At 45.4% G+C, this 15,970-nt stretch carries 19 protein-coding genes and 1 pseudogene; 18 read left to right on the top strand and 2 right to left on the bottom strand.

Annotated features, from left to right (window positions below):
* Positions 1 to 202 precede the first annotated feature (202 nt).
* Positions 203 to 1,723, top strand: coding sequence for an aldehyde dehydrogenase family protein (locus tag ACF8OV_RS05260; RefSeq protein WP_203502588.1), 1,521 nt, complete (start codon positions 203 to 205; stop codon positions 1,721 to 1,723).
* Positions 1,724 to 1,830: 107 nt separating this feature from the next.
* Here ACF8OV_RS05260 and exsE2 read toward each other — a convergent pair whose 3' ends face one another.
* Both exsE2 and exsC read right to left on the bottom strand, forming a co-directional pair.
* A complete protein-coding gene (gene exsE2, locus ACF8OV_RS05255) occupies positions 1,831 to 2,142 on the bottom strand; it encodes a T3SS regulon translocated regulator ExsE2 (protein ID WP_017448952.1) in 312 nt (103 codons plus the stop codon).
* A 7-nt stretch (positions 2,143 to 2,149) separates the two neighbouring features.
* Positions 2,150 to 2,596, bottom strand: a complete 447-nt coding sequence (gene exsC / locus ACF8OV_RS05250) for a type III secretion system regulatory chaperone ExsC (protein ID WP_005464682.1) — start codon at positions 2,594 to 2,596, stop codon at positions 2,150 to 2,152.
* Between the two features lie 388 nt (positions 2,597 to 2,984).
* Here exsC and ACF8OV_RS05245 point away from each other — a divergent pair, with 388 nt between their 5' ends.
* The 17 genes and pseudogenes from ACF8OV_RS05245 to ACF8OV_RS05165 all read left to right on the top strand — a co-directional run bounded on the left by ACF8OV_RS05245 (position 2,985) and on the right by ACF8OV_RS05165 (position 15,964).
* On the top strand, positions 2,985 to 3,401 hold the full coding sequence (locus tag ACF8OV_RS05245) for a YscW family type III secretion system pilotin (RefSeq protein WP_025570191.1): 417 nt from the start codon (positions 2,985 to 2,987) through the stop codon (positions 3,399 to 3,401).
* Positions 3,402 to 4,022: 621 nt separating this feature from the next.
* Entirely contained in the window at positions 4,023 to 4,883 is an 861-nt protein-coding gene (gene exsA / locus ACF8OV_RS05240; RefSeq protein ID WP_005464548.1) for a type III secretion system transcriptional regulator ExsA, read from the top strand.
* Between the two features lie 131 nt (positions 4,884 to 5,014).
* Complete coding sequence (gene esxD, locus ACF8OV_RS05235) at positions 5,015 to 6,013, top strand: type III secretion system regulon anti-activator ExsD (RefSeq protein ID WP_203502578.1); 999 nt, start codon at positions 5,015 to 5,017, stop codon at positions 6,011 to 6,013.
* A gap of 12 nt (positions 6,014 to 6,025) precedes the next feature.
* Entirely contained in the window at positions 6,026 to 6,454 is a 429-nt protein-coding gene (gene vscB / locus ACF8OV_RS05230) for a YscB family type III secretion system chaperone VscB (protein ID WP_025499828.1), read from the top strand.
* Between the two features lie 92 nt (positions 6,455 to 6,546).
* Positions 6,547 to 8,340, top strand: a pseudogene (gene vscC / locus ACF8OV_RS05225) (SctC family type III secretion system outer membrane ring subunit VscC); the annotation flags it as partial.
* A 5-nt stretch (positions 8,341 to 8,345) separates the two neighbouring features.
* Positions 8,346 to 9,647, top strand: a complete 1,302-nt coding sequence (gene vscD, locus ACF8OV_RS05220; RefSeq protein ID WP_005477850.1) for a SctD family type III secretion system inner membrane ring subunit VscD — start codon at positions 8,346 to 8,348, stop codon at positions 9,645 to 9,647.
* Positions 9,634 to 9,843: an EscE/YscE/SsaE family type III secretion system needle protein co-chaperone gene (locus ACF8OV_RS05215; RefSeq protein WP_015296814.1), complete on the top strand. Its 210-nt coding sequence runs from the start codon at positions 9,634 to 9,636 to the stop codon at positions 9,841 to 9,843. The genes vscD and ACF8OV_RS05215 overlap by 14 nt, the downstream gene beginning before the upstream one ends.
* A gap of 11 nt (positions 9,844 to 9,854) precedes the next feature.
* Positions 9,855 to 10,103, top strand: a complete 249-nt coding sequence (gene vscF / locus ACF8OV_RS05210; protein ID WP_005464566.1) for a type III secretion system needle filament protein VscF — start codon at positions 9,855 to 9,857, stop codon at positions 10,101 to 10,103.
* Between the two features lie 3 nt (positions 10,104 to 10,106).
* Positions 10,107 to 10,466 carry a YscG family type III secretion system chaperone VscG gene (vscG, locus tag ACF8OV_RS05205; RefSeq protein ID WP_005477707.1) on the top strand — a complete coding sequence of 120 codons (360 nt, stop codon included), beginning with the start codon at positions 10,107 to 10,109 and terminating at the stop codon, positions 10,464 to 10,466.
* Positions 10,463 to 11,089, top strand: coding sequence for a YopR family T3SS polymerization control protein VscH (vscH, locus tag ACF8OV_RS05200; protein WP_021448598.1), 627 nt, complete (start codon positions 10,463 to 10,465; stop codon positions 11,087 to 11,089). The genes vscG and vscH overlap by 4 nt, the downstream gene beginning before the upstream one ends.
* Positions 11,090 to 11,097: 8 nt before the next feature.
* Entirely contained in the window at positions 11,098 to 11,442 is a 345-nt protein-coding gene (gene vscI, locus ACF8OV_RS05195; protein WP_005464519.1) for a SctI family type III secretion system inner rod subunit VscI, read from the top strand.
* Positions 11,442 to 12,188: a SctJ family type III secretion inner membrane ring lipoprotein Vsc gene (gene vscJ, locus ACF8OV_RS05190; RefSeq protein WP_005500485.1), complete on the top strand. Its 747-nt coding sequence runs from the start codon at positions 11,442 to 11,444 to the stop codon at positions 12,186 to 12,188. The genes vscI and vscJ overlap by 1 nt, the downstream gene beginning before the upstream one ends.
* Positions 12,181 to 12,846: a SctK family type III secretion system sorting platform protein VscK gene (vscK, locus tag ACF8OV_RS05185; RefSeq protein ID WP_021448596.1), complete on the top strand. Its 666-nt coding sequence runs from the start codon at positions 12,181 to 12,183 to the stop codon at positions 12,844 to 12,846. The genes vscJ and vscK overlap by 8 nt, the downstream gene beginning before the upstream one ends.
* Positions 12,825 to 13,463, top strand: a complete 639-nt coding sequence (vscL, locus tag ACF8OV_RS05180) for a SctL family type III secretion system stator protein VscL (RefSeq protein WP_203502554.1) — start codon at positions 12,825 to 12,827, stop codon at positions 13,461 to 13,463. Before vscK ends, vscL begins: the two co-directional genes overlap by 22 nt.
* Before the next feature lie 213 nt (positions 13,464 to 13,676).
* Positions 13,677 to 14,105: a CesT family type III secretion system chaperone gene (locus ACF8OV_RS05175; RefSeq protein WP_017448959.1), complete on the top strand. Its 429-nt coding sequence runs from the start codon at positions 13,677 to 13,679 to the stop codon at positions 14,103 to 14,105.
* Positions 14,106 to 14,108: 3 nt separating this feature from the next.
* Positions 14,109 to 15,272 carry a T3SS effector adenosine monophosphate-protein transferase VopS gene (gene vopS, locus ACF8OV_RS05170; protein ID WP_392404335.1) on the top strand — a complete coding sequence of 388 codons (1,164 nt, stop codon included), beginning with the start codon at positions 14,109 to 14,111 and terminating at the stop codon, positions 15,270 to 15,272.
* A 242-nt stretch (positions 15,273 to 15,514) separates the two neighbouring features.
* A complete protein-coding gene (locus ACF8OV_RS05165) occupies positions 15,515 to 15,964 on the top strand; it encodes a type III secretion system chaperone (RefSeq protein WP_005464342.1) in 450 nt (149 codons plus the stop codon).
* Positions 15,965 to 15,970 lie beyond the last annotated feature (6 nt).

The raw sequence follows: 15,970 nt of genomic DNA, 5'->3' as shown, positions 1-15,970 counted from the left end.
ATTTTGGAACACTTGAACATTGGTGTTCACACCATACATCCGCTCAAACATCGCTCACTTGGTTTGTTATCGCTTGGTAATCATAGTTTTACATTTAATTAACAACAAGTGTGGCGTAGTTGGCGTGTGACTTGCGTAATGCTCTTTGTGAACAGTGCGATACGACACTGTCGTTAATGAACGAGAAACAAAAGGAAGAGTTATGATCTATGCACAGCCAGGTAGTGAAAATGCCATCGTTAATTTCAAATCGTATTACGATAATTTTATCGGTGGGGAATGGGTAAAACCAACGGGTGGTGAGTACTTTGACAATATCTCACCAATCAACGGGCAAGCGTATTGTAAAGTTGCCCGTTCTGGCGAGGCAGATATCAACTTAGCATTGGATGCAGCACACAACATCAAAGCAAAGTGGGCGAAAACCAGTGTGACCGAACGTTCGAACATCTTGCTGAAAATCGCAGACCGTATTGAACAGCATTTAGAAGAACTTGCGGTTGCAGAAACATGGGAAAACGGCAAACCAGTTCGTGAAACCTTGGCGGCGGACTTGCCTTTAGTGGTGGATCATTTCCGTTACTTTGCGGGTTGTATTCGCGCACAAGAAGGCAGTGCAGCGGAGCTGGATGAGCACACGGCAAGCTATCACTTCCCAGAGCCGATTGGCGTAGTTGGTCAAATCATCCCTTGGAACTTCCCAATGCTCATGGCGGCTTGGAAACTGGCACCGGCACTTGCGGCGGGTTGTTGTGTGGTATTGAAGCCAGCAGAGCAAACGCCAACGTCGATTTTGGTTTTGATGGAAAAAATCGGAGATCTACTTCCTCCGGGCGTCATCAACGTTGTAAACGGCTTTGGTTCAGAAGCAGGCCAAGCGTTAGCAACCAGCAACCGCATTGCAAAACTCGCGTTTACGGGCTCAACACAAGTTGGCAATCACATTCTAAAATGTGCGGCAGACAACTTGATCCCATCGACAGTTGAGTTGGGTGGTAAATCTCCAAACATCTACTTCTCAGATATTTTCGACTACGAAGATGAGTATCTCGATAAGTGTATTGAAGGTACGTTACTTGGTTTCTTCAACCAAGGCGAAGTTTGTACCTGTCCATCTCGTGTGCTGGTTCATGAAGCGATTTACGATAAGTTCGTAGAGAAATTGACGGAACGTGCGCAGTTAATCAAGCAAGGTAACCCGCTCGATACCGATACTCAAGTTGGTGCTCAGGCTTCTCAAGAACAGTTTGATAAGATTTTAAGTTACCTAGAAATCGGCCGTGAAGAAGGCGCAAGAGTGGTTTTTGGTGGCGGTGTATCAGAACAGCCAGAGTCAATCAGTCAAGGGTACTACATTCAGCCAACAATGCTGGAAGGCCACAACAAGATGCGAATCTTCCAAGAAGAAATCTTTGGCCCAGTGATTGCTATCACTAAGTTCAAAGATGAAGCGGAAGCACTGGAAATTGCGAACGACACGGAGTATGGCTTAGGTGCAGGTGTTTGGACGCGTGATGCAAACGTGGCATATCGCATGGGCCGTAATATTGAAGCTGGTCGAATTTGGATCAACTGTTATCACGCTTACCCTGCACACGCAGCGTTTGGTGGCTACAAGAAATCGGGGATCGGGCGTGAAACGCACAAGATGATGCTGGATCACTACCAGAATACTAAGAACTTACTGATTAGCTACAGCATTGACCCGTTAGGCTTTTTCTAAGCTTGATATCTTAAGTTAAATACGAACTCAAAACCCCGAATTGTCGGGGTTTTTTATTGGCATTCATTAAACCACAGAAGGGAGTGTGCGTGAGTGATAACTTGTGTTTACTTTTCGCTTCGAGCAATCACATCTATCTTTCGCTCAAAAAGCTTTTCGATAGCAGCGCTTTGCTTCTCAAATCCAGTTGGCTTTTCAAAATCCAACACTTGATTGCAAGATTCAAGGCTCGCGAACTGGTTTAAACATTCGCTCAGTTCTCGCTTTGAGCTCATGCGTGCCTGTTTGTTTTCTGATGAAGAGAGTAGGGTCACTTTGCGACCTTGAAACGTTCCTTGTGGCACAAGTTCACGTTGTTCTACTTGCTCCAATCCGTGAATGGGTTGGCTGTTGCGTGCAGATTGGATGTCATTGGACATAAGACACCTAAACTCTCAAATCTAAACTTTGAGGCATAGCAGGCGTCTCTTCGGCCACTACGTGAGCAGATAGCAACGATTCCCATGACTCGCTTTGCGTCAACAATTCCGCCAACGCATTTTCAAAATATTCATAATCCAATTGCTCGATGCCAATCAGTTTATTCAAACACAGTACGTGCCTATGATTATCTAAACTGAAAAATAATTGGTGTTCTGGCCAATGGTAATTGAACGCCAAAAAAGAACGATAAAGATCAGAATTGACAATTTGTAATCCAACAATTTCCGCTTCCAGCTGCAGCGTATTCGTTTCTGGATGAAAGATGAAATGAACCTTCAAGTGATCATCAAAAGCTAAGCTTAGTTCATTGTCCGTCAAATGCAGTTCAGGCAAGCCTATTTGATGAGCAAACTTCTGTAAAACCTCATCGATAGTTTGGCGTGCTGACATAGAAACAGTCCTTTTGAGAATTTTATCGGGAAACATATTCGATATCGTGGGATGTGTTTATCAATTTTGGTTGTTAGTTATTATATTTTGGCCGGAAACCCAGAATTGACACCTTGCTTCTAATCTTACAAATGAGTGCTGGTGCATATAAAGATTAACGGTTATTAAATTCTATTATGGTGAGATTTTGGTTTATATCGACAAGCGATGAAGAATTAGAATTGTGTTATCTTAAAAATTAAATACTATGTTAATTACGTGTTGTACGTGGAACGTTATTGCTGTCCATCTGTAGAATAAATATAAGCCGAAAATTTAAACGTACACATAAGAAGTTGTGTAAAAATAAATCATAATAAGACGATAAAAATAATTTATGGGAGCCTAAATGAAAAGCAGTAAGTGGGCCGGTCTTATCGGTTTAATGTTATTGACTGGATGCGCTCAATCCGTGGGGACTGCACAGCCATTTTCCGTTCAGAGTCAAGCGAATGTATATGGGTGGATTTCTGTCGAAGGATACCATCCTCCAGTTTCGACCTATATAGAGGTGGAGATGTGTCAGGCTTTTGAAAATCAATGCTTTACTGTTGCTTCTCAGCAATATCAAGGTGTTCAGTTACCAGTTCAATATTCTTTTCTTATTGCGCCAATTCAAGCTGGGAAAGGAGAAATGAAAGTGATAGGGAAACTCTATTCTCAAGGTCAAATTATCGCCCAAAATGAGCAGAAATATATATTCAGAGAAGGAAGTCAGAAAGTGGATTTAAGACTTTTTCCTATAGAAATAGAAACAAAAAAGTAATCGGTTACATTTAATTAGCGCTATCTAATTTATTAAATGTGAATAGAAATAGCCAATTCAATGTGAAAGAATTGTTGAGCGTTTTTATAAATAAAATTGCGAAAAATGAGTCATCGGGACAGTTGGAAATTATATTAATAACTATTGCCACAAGCGTGTGATTTATGATTATATCCTACGCCTTGAACACGTTGGCTTGGCGTTTTGGATTAAAAAACAAACAATTTGAAGGTTTTGGAAATGTGGTTTTCCTAATTTTCATTATCATATTAGTAATTTAATTTATTCTAATATAAAAACAAAGTCAGAGTTTAAATAGCATAACGTTATTTAATAAAAATAGACTTGTAAGAAAGTAAAAGCGCTATCTGAAAATAAAAAAACTACTCATTCAGAAGCCTGTATTTGAGCTTAGGCTGCTTAATTCCTCGAAGGAATGGCAGTTTCTGAGCTATTCGCTATTTATTTCGGGGGGTATGGTAAGTGATATGAACTTCTATGCTCTTTTCTTTGCTTCTTTAATTGAAATTGTACTGCTTAGGAAATAACAACAAACAAAGTAGTGCTTTGACAGTTTCTCTTTTACACACGAGAGAAATTAAAAATTATGAAGGGTAGAAAATGGATGTGTCAGGCCAACTAAACACAGAAACGGTCGGCTCTAGCTTGCGAAAAATTCGCAGTTTTTCTCACTACGAAAAACATGACGAAGTATTTCACTCAGACCAATCTCATATTGTTGTCGTTCACAATGGTCAATTACGAGTTCAAACTGGCGATTGCACCATAGATGTCGTTGCCGGGAGTGGGGTATTTCTCTCTCAAGGTGACTACTTGTTAGAGTACTCACCACAGGGTGGGAATTATCACTCATCTATCATTGAATTCGACAATGAGCTAGTAAGCCAATTACTGCAAAAACACAGCGATCTTCTCATGACGTTGCCAAAAGTGGACAAACTCAACTCGGGTTTGTTTTCTTTTGGTTTGAACATTCTCATTGAGCAAGTGCTTTCCGGCATGAAAACGCTGGAGGAGCAGTCGTACCCAGACGCCATCATGCGTTTGAAGTACGAAGAAATGCTGATTCTATTGCTGCACAGTCAAGGGGGTGAAGTCCTCTATGCCTTGCTATCGCAGCAAACTAACCGAACCTCAGACCGCTTACGCCGCTTTATGGAACAGCACTATTTGAAAGAGTGGAAACTGACGGATTATGCTCAAGAATTTGGTGCCAGTCTCACAACCTTTAAAGAGCTTTTTAATGAGCACTATGGCATCTCTCCAAGAGCTTGGATCAGTGAGCGTCGCTTATTGCACGCACACAAGCTTTTGCTGACGAGCAAAATGAGCATTGTCGACGTGGCAATGGAAGCGGGATTTTCCAGCCAATCTTACTTTACTCAAAGTTATCGACGTCGCTTTGGCACTACGCCAAGTAAGGTCCGTTCCGGTGATGAGCAAGTCGCCATCGCGAATTGAAATGACTTATGACTAAAATTTTCTGACTAATTTTGAAAGTCACCGACGGACATAAAATTCTATTATGTTCAGCGTAAGAACGAATAATTCAAATTTATTACATCCCTTTCATTCTGGAGTGTTCGAAAGGGATGCGGAGAAGAACACAAATGAAAAAGCAGCATTGGCGACGCCGTTCGCTTTTTCCTGACAGCATTGTGACGCAAAGGAAAGTCACTGTTTTGCAAAGAGGAGCACGATATGAGAGTGCGTCTCAGCCATCACAGGATCTCAATGTTGTCCACGTGAATCACCGACAGCTGTTGAGTGAAGGTGTGCTGAATGACGACCAGTTATCGTTGTTGCAACGCTTGTTGGACAGAAGTGTGGTGGACAGTTTGTGCGCCAGCCAATTGGTGAAAACGTATTTGAGACTAGGCACATCGATTGACCGTTTTGCCATGCGTCTGTTTTTAGAAATTGGCGCTCAGTTAAGTGACAATCAACGAGTGGCGACCTTTGAGCAGAGGCTCGAATACATCAACTCTCGATTGGGTTTTCGTTTTAATTTGGCCACGCCAAAAACGCTGATCCTTTGTTGTTACTTGGCGTTGACCGAGTGGATTCATCGACAAACCGACCAAAGTGCGTTGCACGCCTCGGTCAAAGTGGAACAACTGATGAATCAGCTGGATATTCAAAAAGAGTACTGGTCGAAGTTATCGGGTGAAGACTCCAGCGCGATTTTTGTCGAACAACAACTTGCGTTGATTGAGAGCCAGCAAACGCAGTTAAAAGCGCAGCTAAATACACTGAACGAGCAGCAGTCACAAGTAATTGAATCTCATAAAGTGTTGGTCGATAAGTGGCAACCATCGTTAAGCAACTTGAAAGAACTGGCGGACTACCCTTCAACGACGGATATGTTCATCTCTGATTGGAAAACGTGGTGCTCTGAGGCTCGTTTACAAGCACCGGATCTCAATGAAGTCTGGGATGCATGTGACGTGGTTTATAACGACCTCAATGCCGTTGCTAAAGTGTGGCAATGGTTTAAAGACATGCAGATCGTTGGCGATGTTGATCACTACTATTTTGATATTCAAAGTGGCCAATGCGGTCAGGCTTGTAACCATCTCAGCCAGATTTAAATAGGGCAGTATATGTTAGATAAAATGATGAAATCTCTAGCGGAAACGCTAGGGATAGGGCCTTTTATTGCCGGAGAAAATGGCGCTTACACCATCGAAGTAGACCAGTTAACACTGACAATCAAACAGCACTCATCATGGATCTTATGGGAAACTGCCTTACCACTTCGATTCAATGAACATCTCGATTACCAGAAAGAACAAGCATTAAAACGTTGTATGCAGCTATCACTAAAAACGCTTCGAGATACGCCAAGCGTGCTCACCACAAACGCTGATCAACAATTGATTTTGCAAGGCAAAGCGATGATAGAAAACACTTCAAATGAGCAGTTTGCAGAACTTCTTGCGCAACATGCCAACGTGTGTGAACGCTACATGGAATTGCTTGAACACGAGCGTGTTAATCACACCATCAGTCATCATGTGTGGTTACCGTAATGCGAACTCTCATGCCAAAAATAGGGCGCATTGCCGCCAAAATGACATTGTGCGCACTGTGTGTCGTTCCGATGTTTTCTGTACAAGCGACAGAGCTCAATTGGCCAGAACAACCGTTTCGTTACTATGCCGATAACGATTCGCTGAAAGATCTGCTTAACAACTTTGGTGCCAACTACCGAGTATCGGTGTCGGTGAGCGACAAAGTAAATGACCGAGTGAGTGGTCGATTCACGCCAGAAGATCCAGCGGAGTTTCTCGACTACCTAGCGCAAGTTTATAACTTGATGTGGTACTTCGATGGCGCAGTACTGCACGTTTACAAAGCGACAGAAACGCGCTCCCGATTGCTGCAATTGGAACTGCTTACAGCGCGCGAGCTTCGCAGTACCTTGATTTCAACCGGTGTTTGGGATGCTCGTTATGGTTGGCGCGCTGCCGAAAATAAAGGGCTGGTCTATCTAGCTGGGCCGCCACGTTACGTTGAGTTGGTGGTGCAAACCGCAGAAGCGTTAGAGAGCCGATTGCTGCAAAAGTCCAACTCGACGGATGAGCTGTTTGTGGAACTCATTCCGCTTAAATATGCCTCAGCAACGGACAGAAGTATCTCGTATCGCGACCAAAGCATTACCGTTCCGGGGATTGCTTCGGTATTGAGCCGTGTGGTTGGCGGTGTTCAAACTCAAATTACAGATTCTGCGTCTGTACAAACATCGTCTGTAAATGGATTACCCGCAGAAGCAGCGAAACCTCGTGGCAAAACTGCGTCTGTGCACGGCGGTGCAACCGTAGAAGCGGAGCCGGGGCTGAATGCGATCATCATTCGCGATACCCAAGCAAGACTGCCGTTATATCGCAAGCTGGTCGCTCAACTCGATCAGCCACAATCTCGTATCGAGGTTGCGTTATCTATTGTGGACATCAGCGCAAACGATTTACGTCAGCTCGGTGTGGATTGGCGTGCGGGTGTATCGGTTGGAAACAACCGCATTGTCGACATCAAAACAACCGGCGACGTTGATAACGGCGATGTCACATTGGGCAGTGGTCAGAGTTTCAAGTCCTTGTTGGATTCGACCAACTTGAACTACTTGTTGGCACAAATTCGTTTATTGGAATCGAAAGGCAGTGCGCAAGTCGTTTCCAGACCAACGCTGCTCACGCAAGAAAACGTCGAAGCGGTGCTAAACAACAGCAGCACGTTTTACGTCAAATTGGTTGGCAAAGAGACGGCGGCTTTGGAAGAAGTGACGTATGGCACCTTGTTGCGCATTGTGCCTCGTATCGTCGGCGACAGATTCGCGACGCGACCAGAGGTCAACTTGAGCCTTCACTTAGAAGATGGCGCAAAGATCCCAGATGGTGGTGTGGATGACCTCCCATCGGTACGTAAAACCGAAATCAGTACGTTAGCGACGGTAAAACAAGGGCAAAGCTTACTCATTGGTGGCGTATACCGAGACGAAGTTAGCCATCAGCTACGTAAAGTCCCACTGTTGGGCGATATTCCTTATCTAGGTGCTTTGTTCCGCAGTAATACCAACACAACGCGCCGAACAGTTCGCATGTTCATTATCGAGCCGAGAATCGTGGTTGATGGCATTGGCGACAGCGTGCTGATAGGTAATGAGCATGATTTGCGCCCGAGTATTGGCCAGCTCAACAATATCTCGAACAATAGCGCAGAATTTAAATCGGTTGTTGAAGTATTCAGCTGTACGTCAAAAACGCAGGCAGAACGTTACCAGCAAGACTTACTGTCACAGCAAAAGTCCTCGCTGCTAACTCAATGTCAATTGCCATCAGGGCAAGTAGGCTGGCGAGTAAAAGTGGCGGAATGTGACCTTTCACAGGCCGAATGTGTTCGCCCTTCAGAGGAGCCATAACCGAAATGCAGCAATGGAAAATTCGTATTTTATCCGGCGTGCATTCCGGGGTTGAAGTCACACTGCCAGAAGGCGCATTGGTTTTAGGTAGCGACGACTTTATCGCAGACCTTGTGTTATCGGATGCTGGCGTAGAAGCCAATCACTTCACTTTAGTGTGTGACAGTGAATCGGTGATGTTGCGTGGATGTCAGGACGTAACCATCAACGGTGAAAACCGAGCGGTTGGTGAATCGGGCATCGAGCTAGAGCGCCACGCGGTGATCTCTGTTGGCGTGGTGAAATTTGCACTGGGTTACGTTGAAGACGAGCTGATCGTCACCAACGTTACGGATGCTCAAACCAAACAAGATGCACCAGTCGTTACTGCGCAAAGCACAAGCTGGAAAAGAACCGCACTGATAGCCGTGCTGTGCAGCGCGATACCAAGCGCGATATTCGCTGGCATGTGGTACAGCCAAGCCAATGGCAATGACAGTGAAGTTGTGGCAGAAGCCGAACCGATTGTGTTGGTACGCAATATTTTAAATGAGCTTGGGCTTAATGATGTGCGTGTGGAGTGGAACGCTACTGCTCATCAAGCGGTTTTAGAAGGTTATGTCGAAGACAGAACGCAGAAACTGCAACTGCTGGGAAGAATCGATGTTCTGGGTATTAACTACAAAAGTGACCTAAGAACGATGGAAGAAATCCGCAGAGGCGTGCGCTTTATTCTTCGTAACCTTGGCTATCACCAAGTGAAAGTCGAGAACGGGGATGAAACTGGCACGTTGCTGCTGACGGGCTACATCGATGACGCCAGCAAATGGAACCAAGTCGAACAAATTTTAGAACGCGATGTACCCGGTTTGGTCGCTTGGAAAGTCGAACTGCAGCGTGCAGGCGCGTACATGGACACATTAAAAGAGCTGCTCACCAACGCGGAGCTGCTTAAAAAAGTTCAATTAGTGACAAGTGGTGACCGCATTGAAGTACGTGGTGAATTAGACGACATCGAAACCACACGCTTTTACGGCGTGACTCGGGATTTTCGTGAGCAGTATGGTGAAAAGCCGTATCTGGTTTTGAAATCGATTCCCAAAGTCAGCAAAGGCACGGACATCGACTTCCCGTTTCGTAGCGTTAATTTTGGCCAAGTGCCGTACGTTATTCTTACCGATAACGTTCGCTACATGGTAGGGGCTCGCACTCCGCAGGGTTATCGCATATCCAGCGTAACGCCAGCAGGGATTGAGCTGGTGAAAGGCGGGCGCGTTATCACTATTGAACTTGGATACGAAGGCGAGAAAAACCATGACAAATCTTGAACAGATTCTAAATAACGACCTAAGTGGCATTGAAGTGCAAAACATTAAGAGCAAGCTCTTACAAGCACAGGCAGCGGTAAAGCGTCAGTTGGACTTGGGATGTCCTCCGCAGCAGTATCAATTGCTACTAAAACAGTATGAAGCATACACAGCGGCACAGGTTGTGATTGAAGCATACGAAGCTAACCAAAAATAAAGGGAAATCCTATGTCATTTTACGATGCGACCAACAGTGTAAACCTCGATGACGTTAAAACGAAACTTGAGCAACAAGCGAAAGACGCGAACAAATCCGTCACTGATGCAATTAAAAATCTAGAAACCAACGCGGACGATCCATCTAAGCTGGCTGAACTTCAGCACGCTATCAACAAATGGTCGGTGGTATACAACATCAACGCAACCACCACTCGTGCGATCAAAGATGTGATGCAGTCGATCCTGCAGAAGGTGTAATGCATGGAACGAGAATTACGCCAGCTGTTGGCTGAAATTGCTTTGATGGCGACGGGGATGCATCGTCATCAAGAGGCCAATACGATTGCTGATTGCCTTGAGGAGACTTCGAACTCTGAAGAAGTCGTAGTCATGATTCGTGCGATGAGCCTGATGAACAAAGGCGCTTACGAAGAGGCACATCGATTACTTGAGCCACTTTGCACCGCGTATCCTGACCTAATCAGTTTGGCGGCGCTAGCGGCTGCAAAAGCAGGGTTACTAAGCCAAGCTGAACGTTGGATGGAACTGGCAGCTCAAGGCAGCGAAGAAAGCCAAGCTTTTGCGGCGAGCTTCACCCAAGACATTAGGAATCTTGGATGAGAGTCGACCCTAGCTTTGTCGGACAAACGCCCGCTCATTCAACCGATGTTCGTCACTATGAACGCGACGATGCGAAGCGAATGAGCGAGCTTATGACGCGAGAAACTACGGCCGAAGTTTCTCGCCCAGCTCCCAAAGACACGCTGACAAAAGTAGAAGAGAAACTCAACGCAATTAAAGATTGGTATGCGTCGATCAAGGAAGCAGAGACTGTCTCTAAACAAAGCGTGCTTTCTTCGTTAAAGGACGTTTTTTCTGATCCTCAAACGCAAAAAGAAGCGCTGTGGTACGCCTTTCATCAGGCGAAAAGCGCCAAAGGAACGGATGATGCCGTTCCGGAATTATTGAGCGTTCTGAAACAAGAGTTGCTCGGAGATTTTGCAGGCCAGTTAATGGCTGAGCCGCCAACAGACAGAGCAGCATTAAAAGCGATGCTTGCGCAAAGCTTCCCACTTGGCGCTCAGAAAGAACAAGCGCTTTGGCATTGTTGGGCAGAGCTAAAGTCTTTGCCAGAGATGACATCAACAGTCGATTTAGTACGTGAAGAGCTGAGTTTTGTTATCCAAAAAAACGCGATGGTGAAGAACATCATGACTCACAGCCATAAGTTAGATTTGTCGTAGGAGTACACATGATCAATACACAGTACACCGAGGTGATGCAAACCAACCTTGAGAAGTTGCAAGATGCTCAAGTCGAAGACGGGCTGAGTGAGCGTTTTGAACAAGCCATGTCTATTCCGGAGGGGAACAACGGTTTAGAAGGCGGTTTGCTAGAAAACATCAGCGAACTAAAAAACACCATCGATAACGCGAAAAGCAGTCTACAAGACAGCATGAAAATGGTCGGTGACGATCCAGCGCAACTGTTGCAAATGCAGTGGGCGTTAACGCGAATCACGTTTCAAGAAGAGTTGATCGCGAAAACCGTGGGTAAAACCACACAGAATGTCGAAACGCTTTTGAAGGCGCAGTAATGATGAAAAATAAAATGCGCGCGCTTTGCCTTGTATTGGCGCTGTTTTTGGTGGGTTGCCAAACCGAGCTTTACACCAATGTGAGCCAAAAAGAAGGCAACGAAATGCTGTCGATCTTGTTATCGGAAGGCGTGGTGGCGACCAAAGAACCGGACAAAGACAACAAAGTAAAATTGATGGTCGATAGCTCGCAAATCGCGTTTGCCGTTGATGCATTAAAACGCAAAGGCTACCCACGAGAGCAGTTCTCGACGTTAAAAGAAGTGTTTCCGAAAGACGATTTAATCTCCTCGCCACTGGCGGAAAGAGCGCGTTTGGTTTACGCAAAATCGCAAGAGTTGTCATCAACGCTATCGCAAATTGATGGTGTGCTGGTGGCGCGAGTCCACGTGGTACTCGAAGACCAAGATCTTCGCCCAGGCGAGCGTCCGACTCCTGCTTCGGCATCGGTGTTTATTAAACATGCTGCCGATGTAGCGTTGGACTCTTACGTGCCTCAAATCAAATTGTTGGTGAACAACAGTATTGAAGGGCTGAATTACGACCGCATTAGCGTCGTGATGGTGCCATCTTCGGAGGTGCGAGTGACGACTCAAAGCAACCAATTTAAAAGTATTTTGTCGGTGCAAGTTACCAAAGAAACGGCGAACCATCTCATCGGGATTTTAGTGTTTATGGTACTGCTATTGATTGGCTCGAATGTCGCGACGTTCACGTGGTGTCGCAGGAGCGCAAAGCGTGGTTAAACCTGAAACACCGATGGCTCAGGTACTGCATCAGTTCAACTACTGCCCATGTCAGTACCTAGAGCAAAACTGGATCGTGCCAAAACAGCCTTGGCTTCTTAATTTAGATGGCTGGCGAGATAACCCAAACTTCAACCTTTGGTGTTTAGAAGAGTGGGCGCTTGCGCCTGTTCCAGAAACGGCTTTTAACAAGCCACACCATAGCTTGGCTCTGCTTCCTCCTGATGCGCTCAGTACGTTAATGCTCACCATTGGCGGGGCGTTGCACAGTTTTGCGATGCGCCAAGTGGTACTTAAAAAGCCCAAGCAGTGTTTGAACAACGTGTTTGGTTTGGATATCGCCCGTTTTCTTATTCAGCAAGGGCCGATGTTGTTGTCACAATGGCCGAAAGGTTGGCAAAAAGCGCTACCAGACATGATGAAAGAAGACGAAGTTGAACGTCATATGCTCAAACAGGGCTACGCATGGATGAAGTTTATCTTAGCGAGCTCTTCTCACGATATTTTGCTCCGTTGGCAGTTCAAGCTCGATCAATCACTTAGCCAAGTGAAAGAAAACACCTCTTGGCTCGTTGAAGAGCAGCGTGATCTCGCGTACCGACTCACCAAAAAAATCGCAAAACAGGTTATTCCCCAATGGTTTCATTTGTTGAAATAAAAACCGACAACTTGCAGTTAGCGCCAGGTTTAAAGGTGCTCAAAGCCAAGGATTACGTTAGTTATCTCGATTCGCAACATTTGGTTGAAGCGGCGAATTCGAAAGCCGACAGCATCATTGCTAAAGCGCAGCAAGCGTATGAAACCGAAAAGCAGCGCGGCTATCAAGATGGTTTGGAGCAGGCGAAAATAGAAAATGCGCAGGCGATGGTCGCTACTTTGGCTCGCTGCAATGAATATTACCTGCAAGTTGAGCACAAAATGACGAACGTCGTCTTAGACGCAGTGCGTAAAATCATCGACACATTTGATGACGTTGACACCACGATCAGCGTGGTCAGAGAAGCGCTGCAATTGGTGAGTAATCAAAAGCAAGTGATCTTACACGTTCATCCTGAGCAAGTGGTTGACGTGAGAGAGAAAGTTGCTGGCGTTTTGAGTGATTTTCCTGAAGTGGGTTATGTCGATGTGGTTGCCGATGCGCGCCTCAAAAACGGTGGCTGCATACTGGAAACCGAAGTCGGCATTATTGACGCCAGTATCGATGGACAGATTCAGGCGTTAAAGCAAGCGATAGTGAAACAACTCAGTGAGCGGAAAATGACGTCACCAGAGTAGAGCGTCACCGCCAAATCAATCGAACACAAAGCTCAGCACATTGCTGAGCTTTGTTGTTTTCAAACGTCTTAAAACGAAAAAAATCCGACCATCTTTAGCATATTAATCGCGTCGAATGATGAAAAATAACAGCATCAAAACGGCCCTGGGTCACTCTGTTTTCATGACTCGTCCGCCGAATTCGTAACAAGCACTATAGGATTATTCATTCAAATGGCTAATGGATTTATTACCGCTTTGATGACGGATTTTGCTCACCGTTGCCAAATAGAACAACTGGTTTTTGATGGCGACGATTGCTGTCATCTTTTGATTGACCAAGACACGGCAATCACTGTGCGTGCTGAGGATGATCGCCTGACGCTCATTGGCTTGATTTCTGGCGACAAACCAGAACATGACGTGATGCTGCAATACATGAAAGCGTCGCTCACTCAAGGCTCACCAGCCGTTTACTGGGACGAGGAAGTGGGTTTTGTTGGCTTTGTTCATCTAAGTCAGCAATGGCTGGATGCAGCGATGTTGGATGAATCTCTCGGCAATTTCATTGAGTGGTTAAAAAGCACGACCAACTCAACAATCAGTGATGAGCCAAGCGCGCCAGTGATGGATGCTAACCAATTCTCTACATTAAGGGTGTAAATCATGATCAGTTTTGGAAATGTGAGTGCATTGCAAGCGGCGATGCCACAAGCTCGTAATGAGATTCTAAATGAAGGCAAACTCAGCATTGGTGGTAAGGAATATACGATCAATGCTGCTACTCAAGAGTTTACACGCGCAAACCCTACAAGTGGTGCAGTCGCGCGCTTCTTTGAAGCTACTGGGAAATTATTTCGTGAAGGCAGCACGCAGTCTGTGGCAAAAGCGATCACAAAAGCAGTGTTTGACAACGAACAGGGACAAGCTCAACGTTTGCAAACATCGTCTTCTGTCGAGCATGGTCAGATGTTGTTTAAAGACGCGAACCTCAAAACGCCTTCAGATGTTCTGAATGCGTTTGCGAAGCTGGACAGTAAAATGGTGAAGTCTCACGCTGCTGAGCTGAGCCAACTTGCCGAACGAGCCATGACAGAAGTGATGCTAGAGACGGATTCTGGCAAGAACCTCAAAGCGCTGATTGGTGATGATGCCGTTAAATCGCTCGCGGTGCGTGTGGTGAAAGATTACGGCGGTGGCGTGGCGGCTGCTCAGAAAAATCCAGAAGTACGCATCAACCAAATGCAAGCTGTCTTTGACATGGAGGTGATGCACCTAAAAGCAGCGCAGCGACATATTGAAGGGCTCGCAAGTACGGATTTAGACCAAGGCGTGTATGCAGAAGGTCTTCCTGAAGACGCTTTCAATAAAGCTGGCGTGACCAACAATGTTGAACGCGCAGCGGCTTGGATCATCAACGCTTCAAACTCAAAAGGGAACGATGCGGAAAACATCACGTCATTATTGAAAGAGTACGCGACCAACGGTAAAGACTTGCTGAATATGGACAACCTAAAAGAGTTGCATTCTCGTTTGGTACCAAATGTAGAACGCGATTACCGTGGGCCAAATATCTCTGGCGGCACATTACCATCAAGCATTGGTGGGGAAGGCATGTTGAAGCAACACATTGAAGGCTTTTTGAAAGAGAATCCAGTTGCGGACAAGGACCTCGGTAAACATTTGTTTGCTGGTGTGATTGGTTATCACGGCTTTACCGATGGCAACGGACGCATGGGGCGCATGCTTTATGCCATCGCTGAACTGCGTAATGACTCGTTCAATCCTCTGGCGATGAATGCCGAAAATAGCCTTCACGGTATCGCATAACTCAGCGCACCAAATAACTCAGTGATTTTCGGTGTTAGTATTTGTATGTTGGTAAGAGCGGCGAGCGCCGCTCTTTTTGTTGCCGCTGTTCATGCGATTCAATCTCATCGACTTTTAAAACGGCCAATAGCAATAAAATTCGGACGTTTAAATAAAGTCCAACTTCAAAGCTCACCCTAAAATGTCCTTCATCTTTATGCGCTTAATTCAATAAGCCGTCATCAAATTTAACAGGAAACAACATGGATACCGGAAAGATCAATATTCTTCTCGCAGAGCTAGGGGATTCACTCAACCTTGAGCGTGTTACAGAGTTTGAGCATCAAATGTGGTCGCTCTGTTTCAGCGAAGATAACGCTATCGATGTGCAATTTGTGCAAGAGAAGAACGAGGTGCTTGTCTCAAAAAGTCTAGTGGTAGAGAAAGATATTCTCACCGCCGACAAGCTCCAAGTGCTGCTGGAATACAACTTTTTGTATCGCGAAACGGGCGGAGTGCAGTTTTGCATCAACCCAACCACCAAAGATATTCTGCTTCAAATCGCCATCACGGCAGACACCGAGATCAGCCAATTAGCCAACGTGATCAGTCAGTTGAATGAGTTGAGTGACACTTGGGTGCAACTGTTCCAAAACAACACGGTTGTCGATTTTAGCCAACAAACTGGCTCACACCCGTTTATTCAAGTTTAAGGTTTT

It is taken from the genome of Vibrio sp. GLN_1 (assembly GCF_043106015.1).
Classification (GTDB): domain Bacteria; phylum Pseudomonadota; class Gammaproteobacteria; order Enterobacterales; family Vibrionaceae; genus Vibrio; species Vibrio parahaemolyticus.
The sequence above is the reverse complement of the archived record's forward strand: the minus strand, read 5'-3'. Positions and strand labels throughout refer to the sequence as shown.

Bases quoted from the DNA above. Each gene is read 5' to 3' on its own strand.
- ACF8OV_RS05260 (WP_203502588.1), top strand. From the start codon at position 203: ATGATCTATGCACAGCCAGGTAGTGAAAATGCCATCGTTAATTTCAAA.
- exsE2 (WP_017448952.1), bottom strand. From the start codon at position 2,142: ATGTCCAATGACATCCAATCTGCACGCAACAGCCAACCCATTCACGGA.
- exsC (WP_005464682.1), bottom strand. From the start codon at position 2,596: ATGTCAGCACGCCAAACTATCGATGAGGTTTTACAGAAGTTTGCTCAT.
- ACF8OV_RS05245 (WP_025570191.1), top strand. From the start codon at position 2,985: ATGAAAAGCAGTAAGTGGGCCGGTCTTATCGGTTTAATGTTATTGACT.
- exsA (WP_005464548.1), top strand. From the start codon at position 4,023: ATGGATGTGTCAGGCCAACTAAACACAGAAACGGTCGGCTCTAGCTTG.
- esxD (WP_203502578.1), top strand. From the start codon at position 5,015: ATGCGGAGAAGAACACAAATGAAAAAGCAGCATTGGCGACGCCGTTCG.
- vscB (WP_025499828.1), top strand. From the start codon at position 6,026: ATGTTAGATAAAATGATGAAATCTCTAGCGGAAACGCTAGGGATAGGG.
- vscD (WP_005477850.1), top strand. From the start codon at position 8,346: ATGCAGCAATGGAAAATTCGTATTTTATCCGGCGTGCATTCCGGGGTT.
- ACF8OV_RS05215 (WP_015296814.1), top strand. From the start codon at position 9,634: ATGACAAATCTTGAACAGATTCTAAATAACGACCTAAGTGGCATTGAA.
- vscF (WP_005464566.1), top strand. From the start codon at position 9,855: ATGTCATTTTACGATGCGACCAACAGTGTAAACCTCGATGACGTTAAA.
- vscG (WP_005477707.1), top strand. From the start codon at position 10,107: ATGGAACGAGAATTACGCCAGCTGTTGGCTGAAATTGCTTTGATGGCG.
- vscH (WP_021448598.1), top strand. From the start codon at position 10,463: ATGAGAGTCGACCCTAGCTTTGTCGGACAAACGCCCGCTCATTCAACC.
- vscI (WP_005464519.1), top strand. From the start codon at position 11,098: ATGATCAATACACAGTACACCGAGGTGATGCAAACCAACCTTGAGAAG.
- vscJ (WP_005500485.1), top strand. From the start codon at position 11,442: ATGATGAAAAATAAAATGCGCGCGCTTTGCCTTGTATTGGCGCTGTTT.
- vscL (WP_203502554.1), top strand. From the start codon at position 12,825: ATGGTTTCATTTGTTGAAATAAAAACCGACAACTTGCAGTTAGCGCCA.
- ACF8OV_RS05175 (WP_017448959.1), top strand. From the start codon at position 13,677: ATGGCTAATGGATTTATTACCGCTTTGATGACGGATTTTGCTCACCGT.
- vopS (WP_392404335.1), top strand. From the start codon at position 14,109: ATGATCAGTTTTGGAAATGTGAGTGCATTGCAAGCGGCGATGCCACAA.
- ACF8OV_RS05165 (WP_005464342.1), top strand. From the start codon at position 15,515: ATGGATACCGGAAAGATCAATATTCTTCTCGCAGAGCTAGGGGATTCA.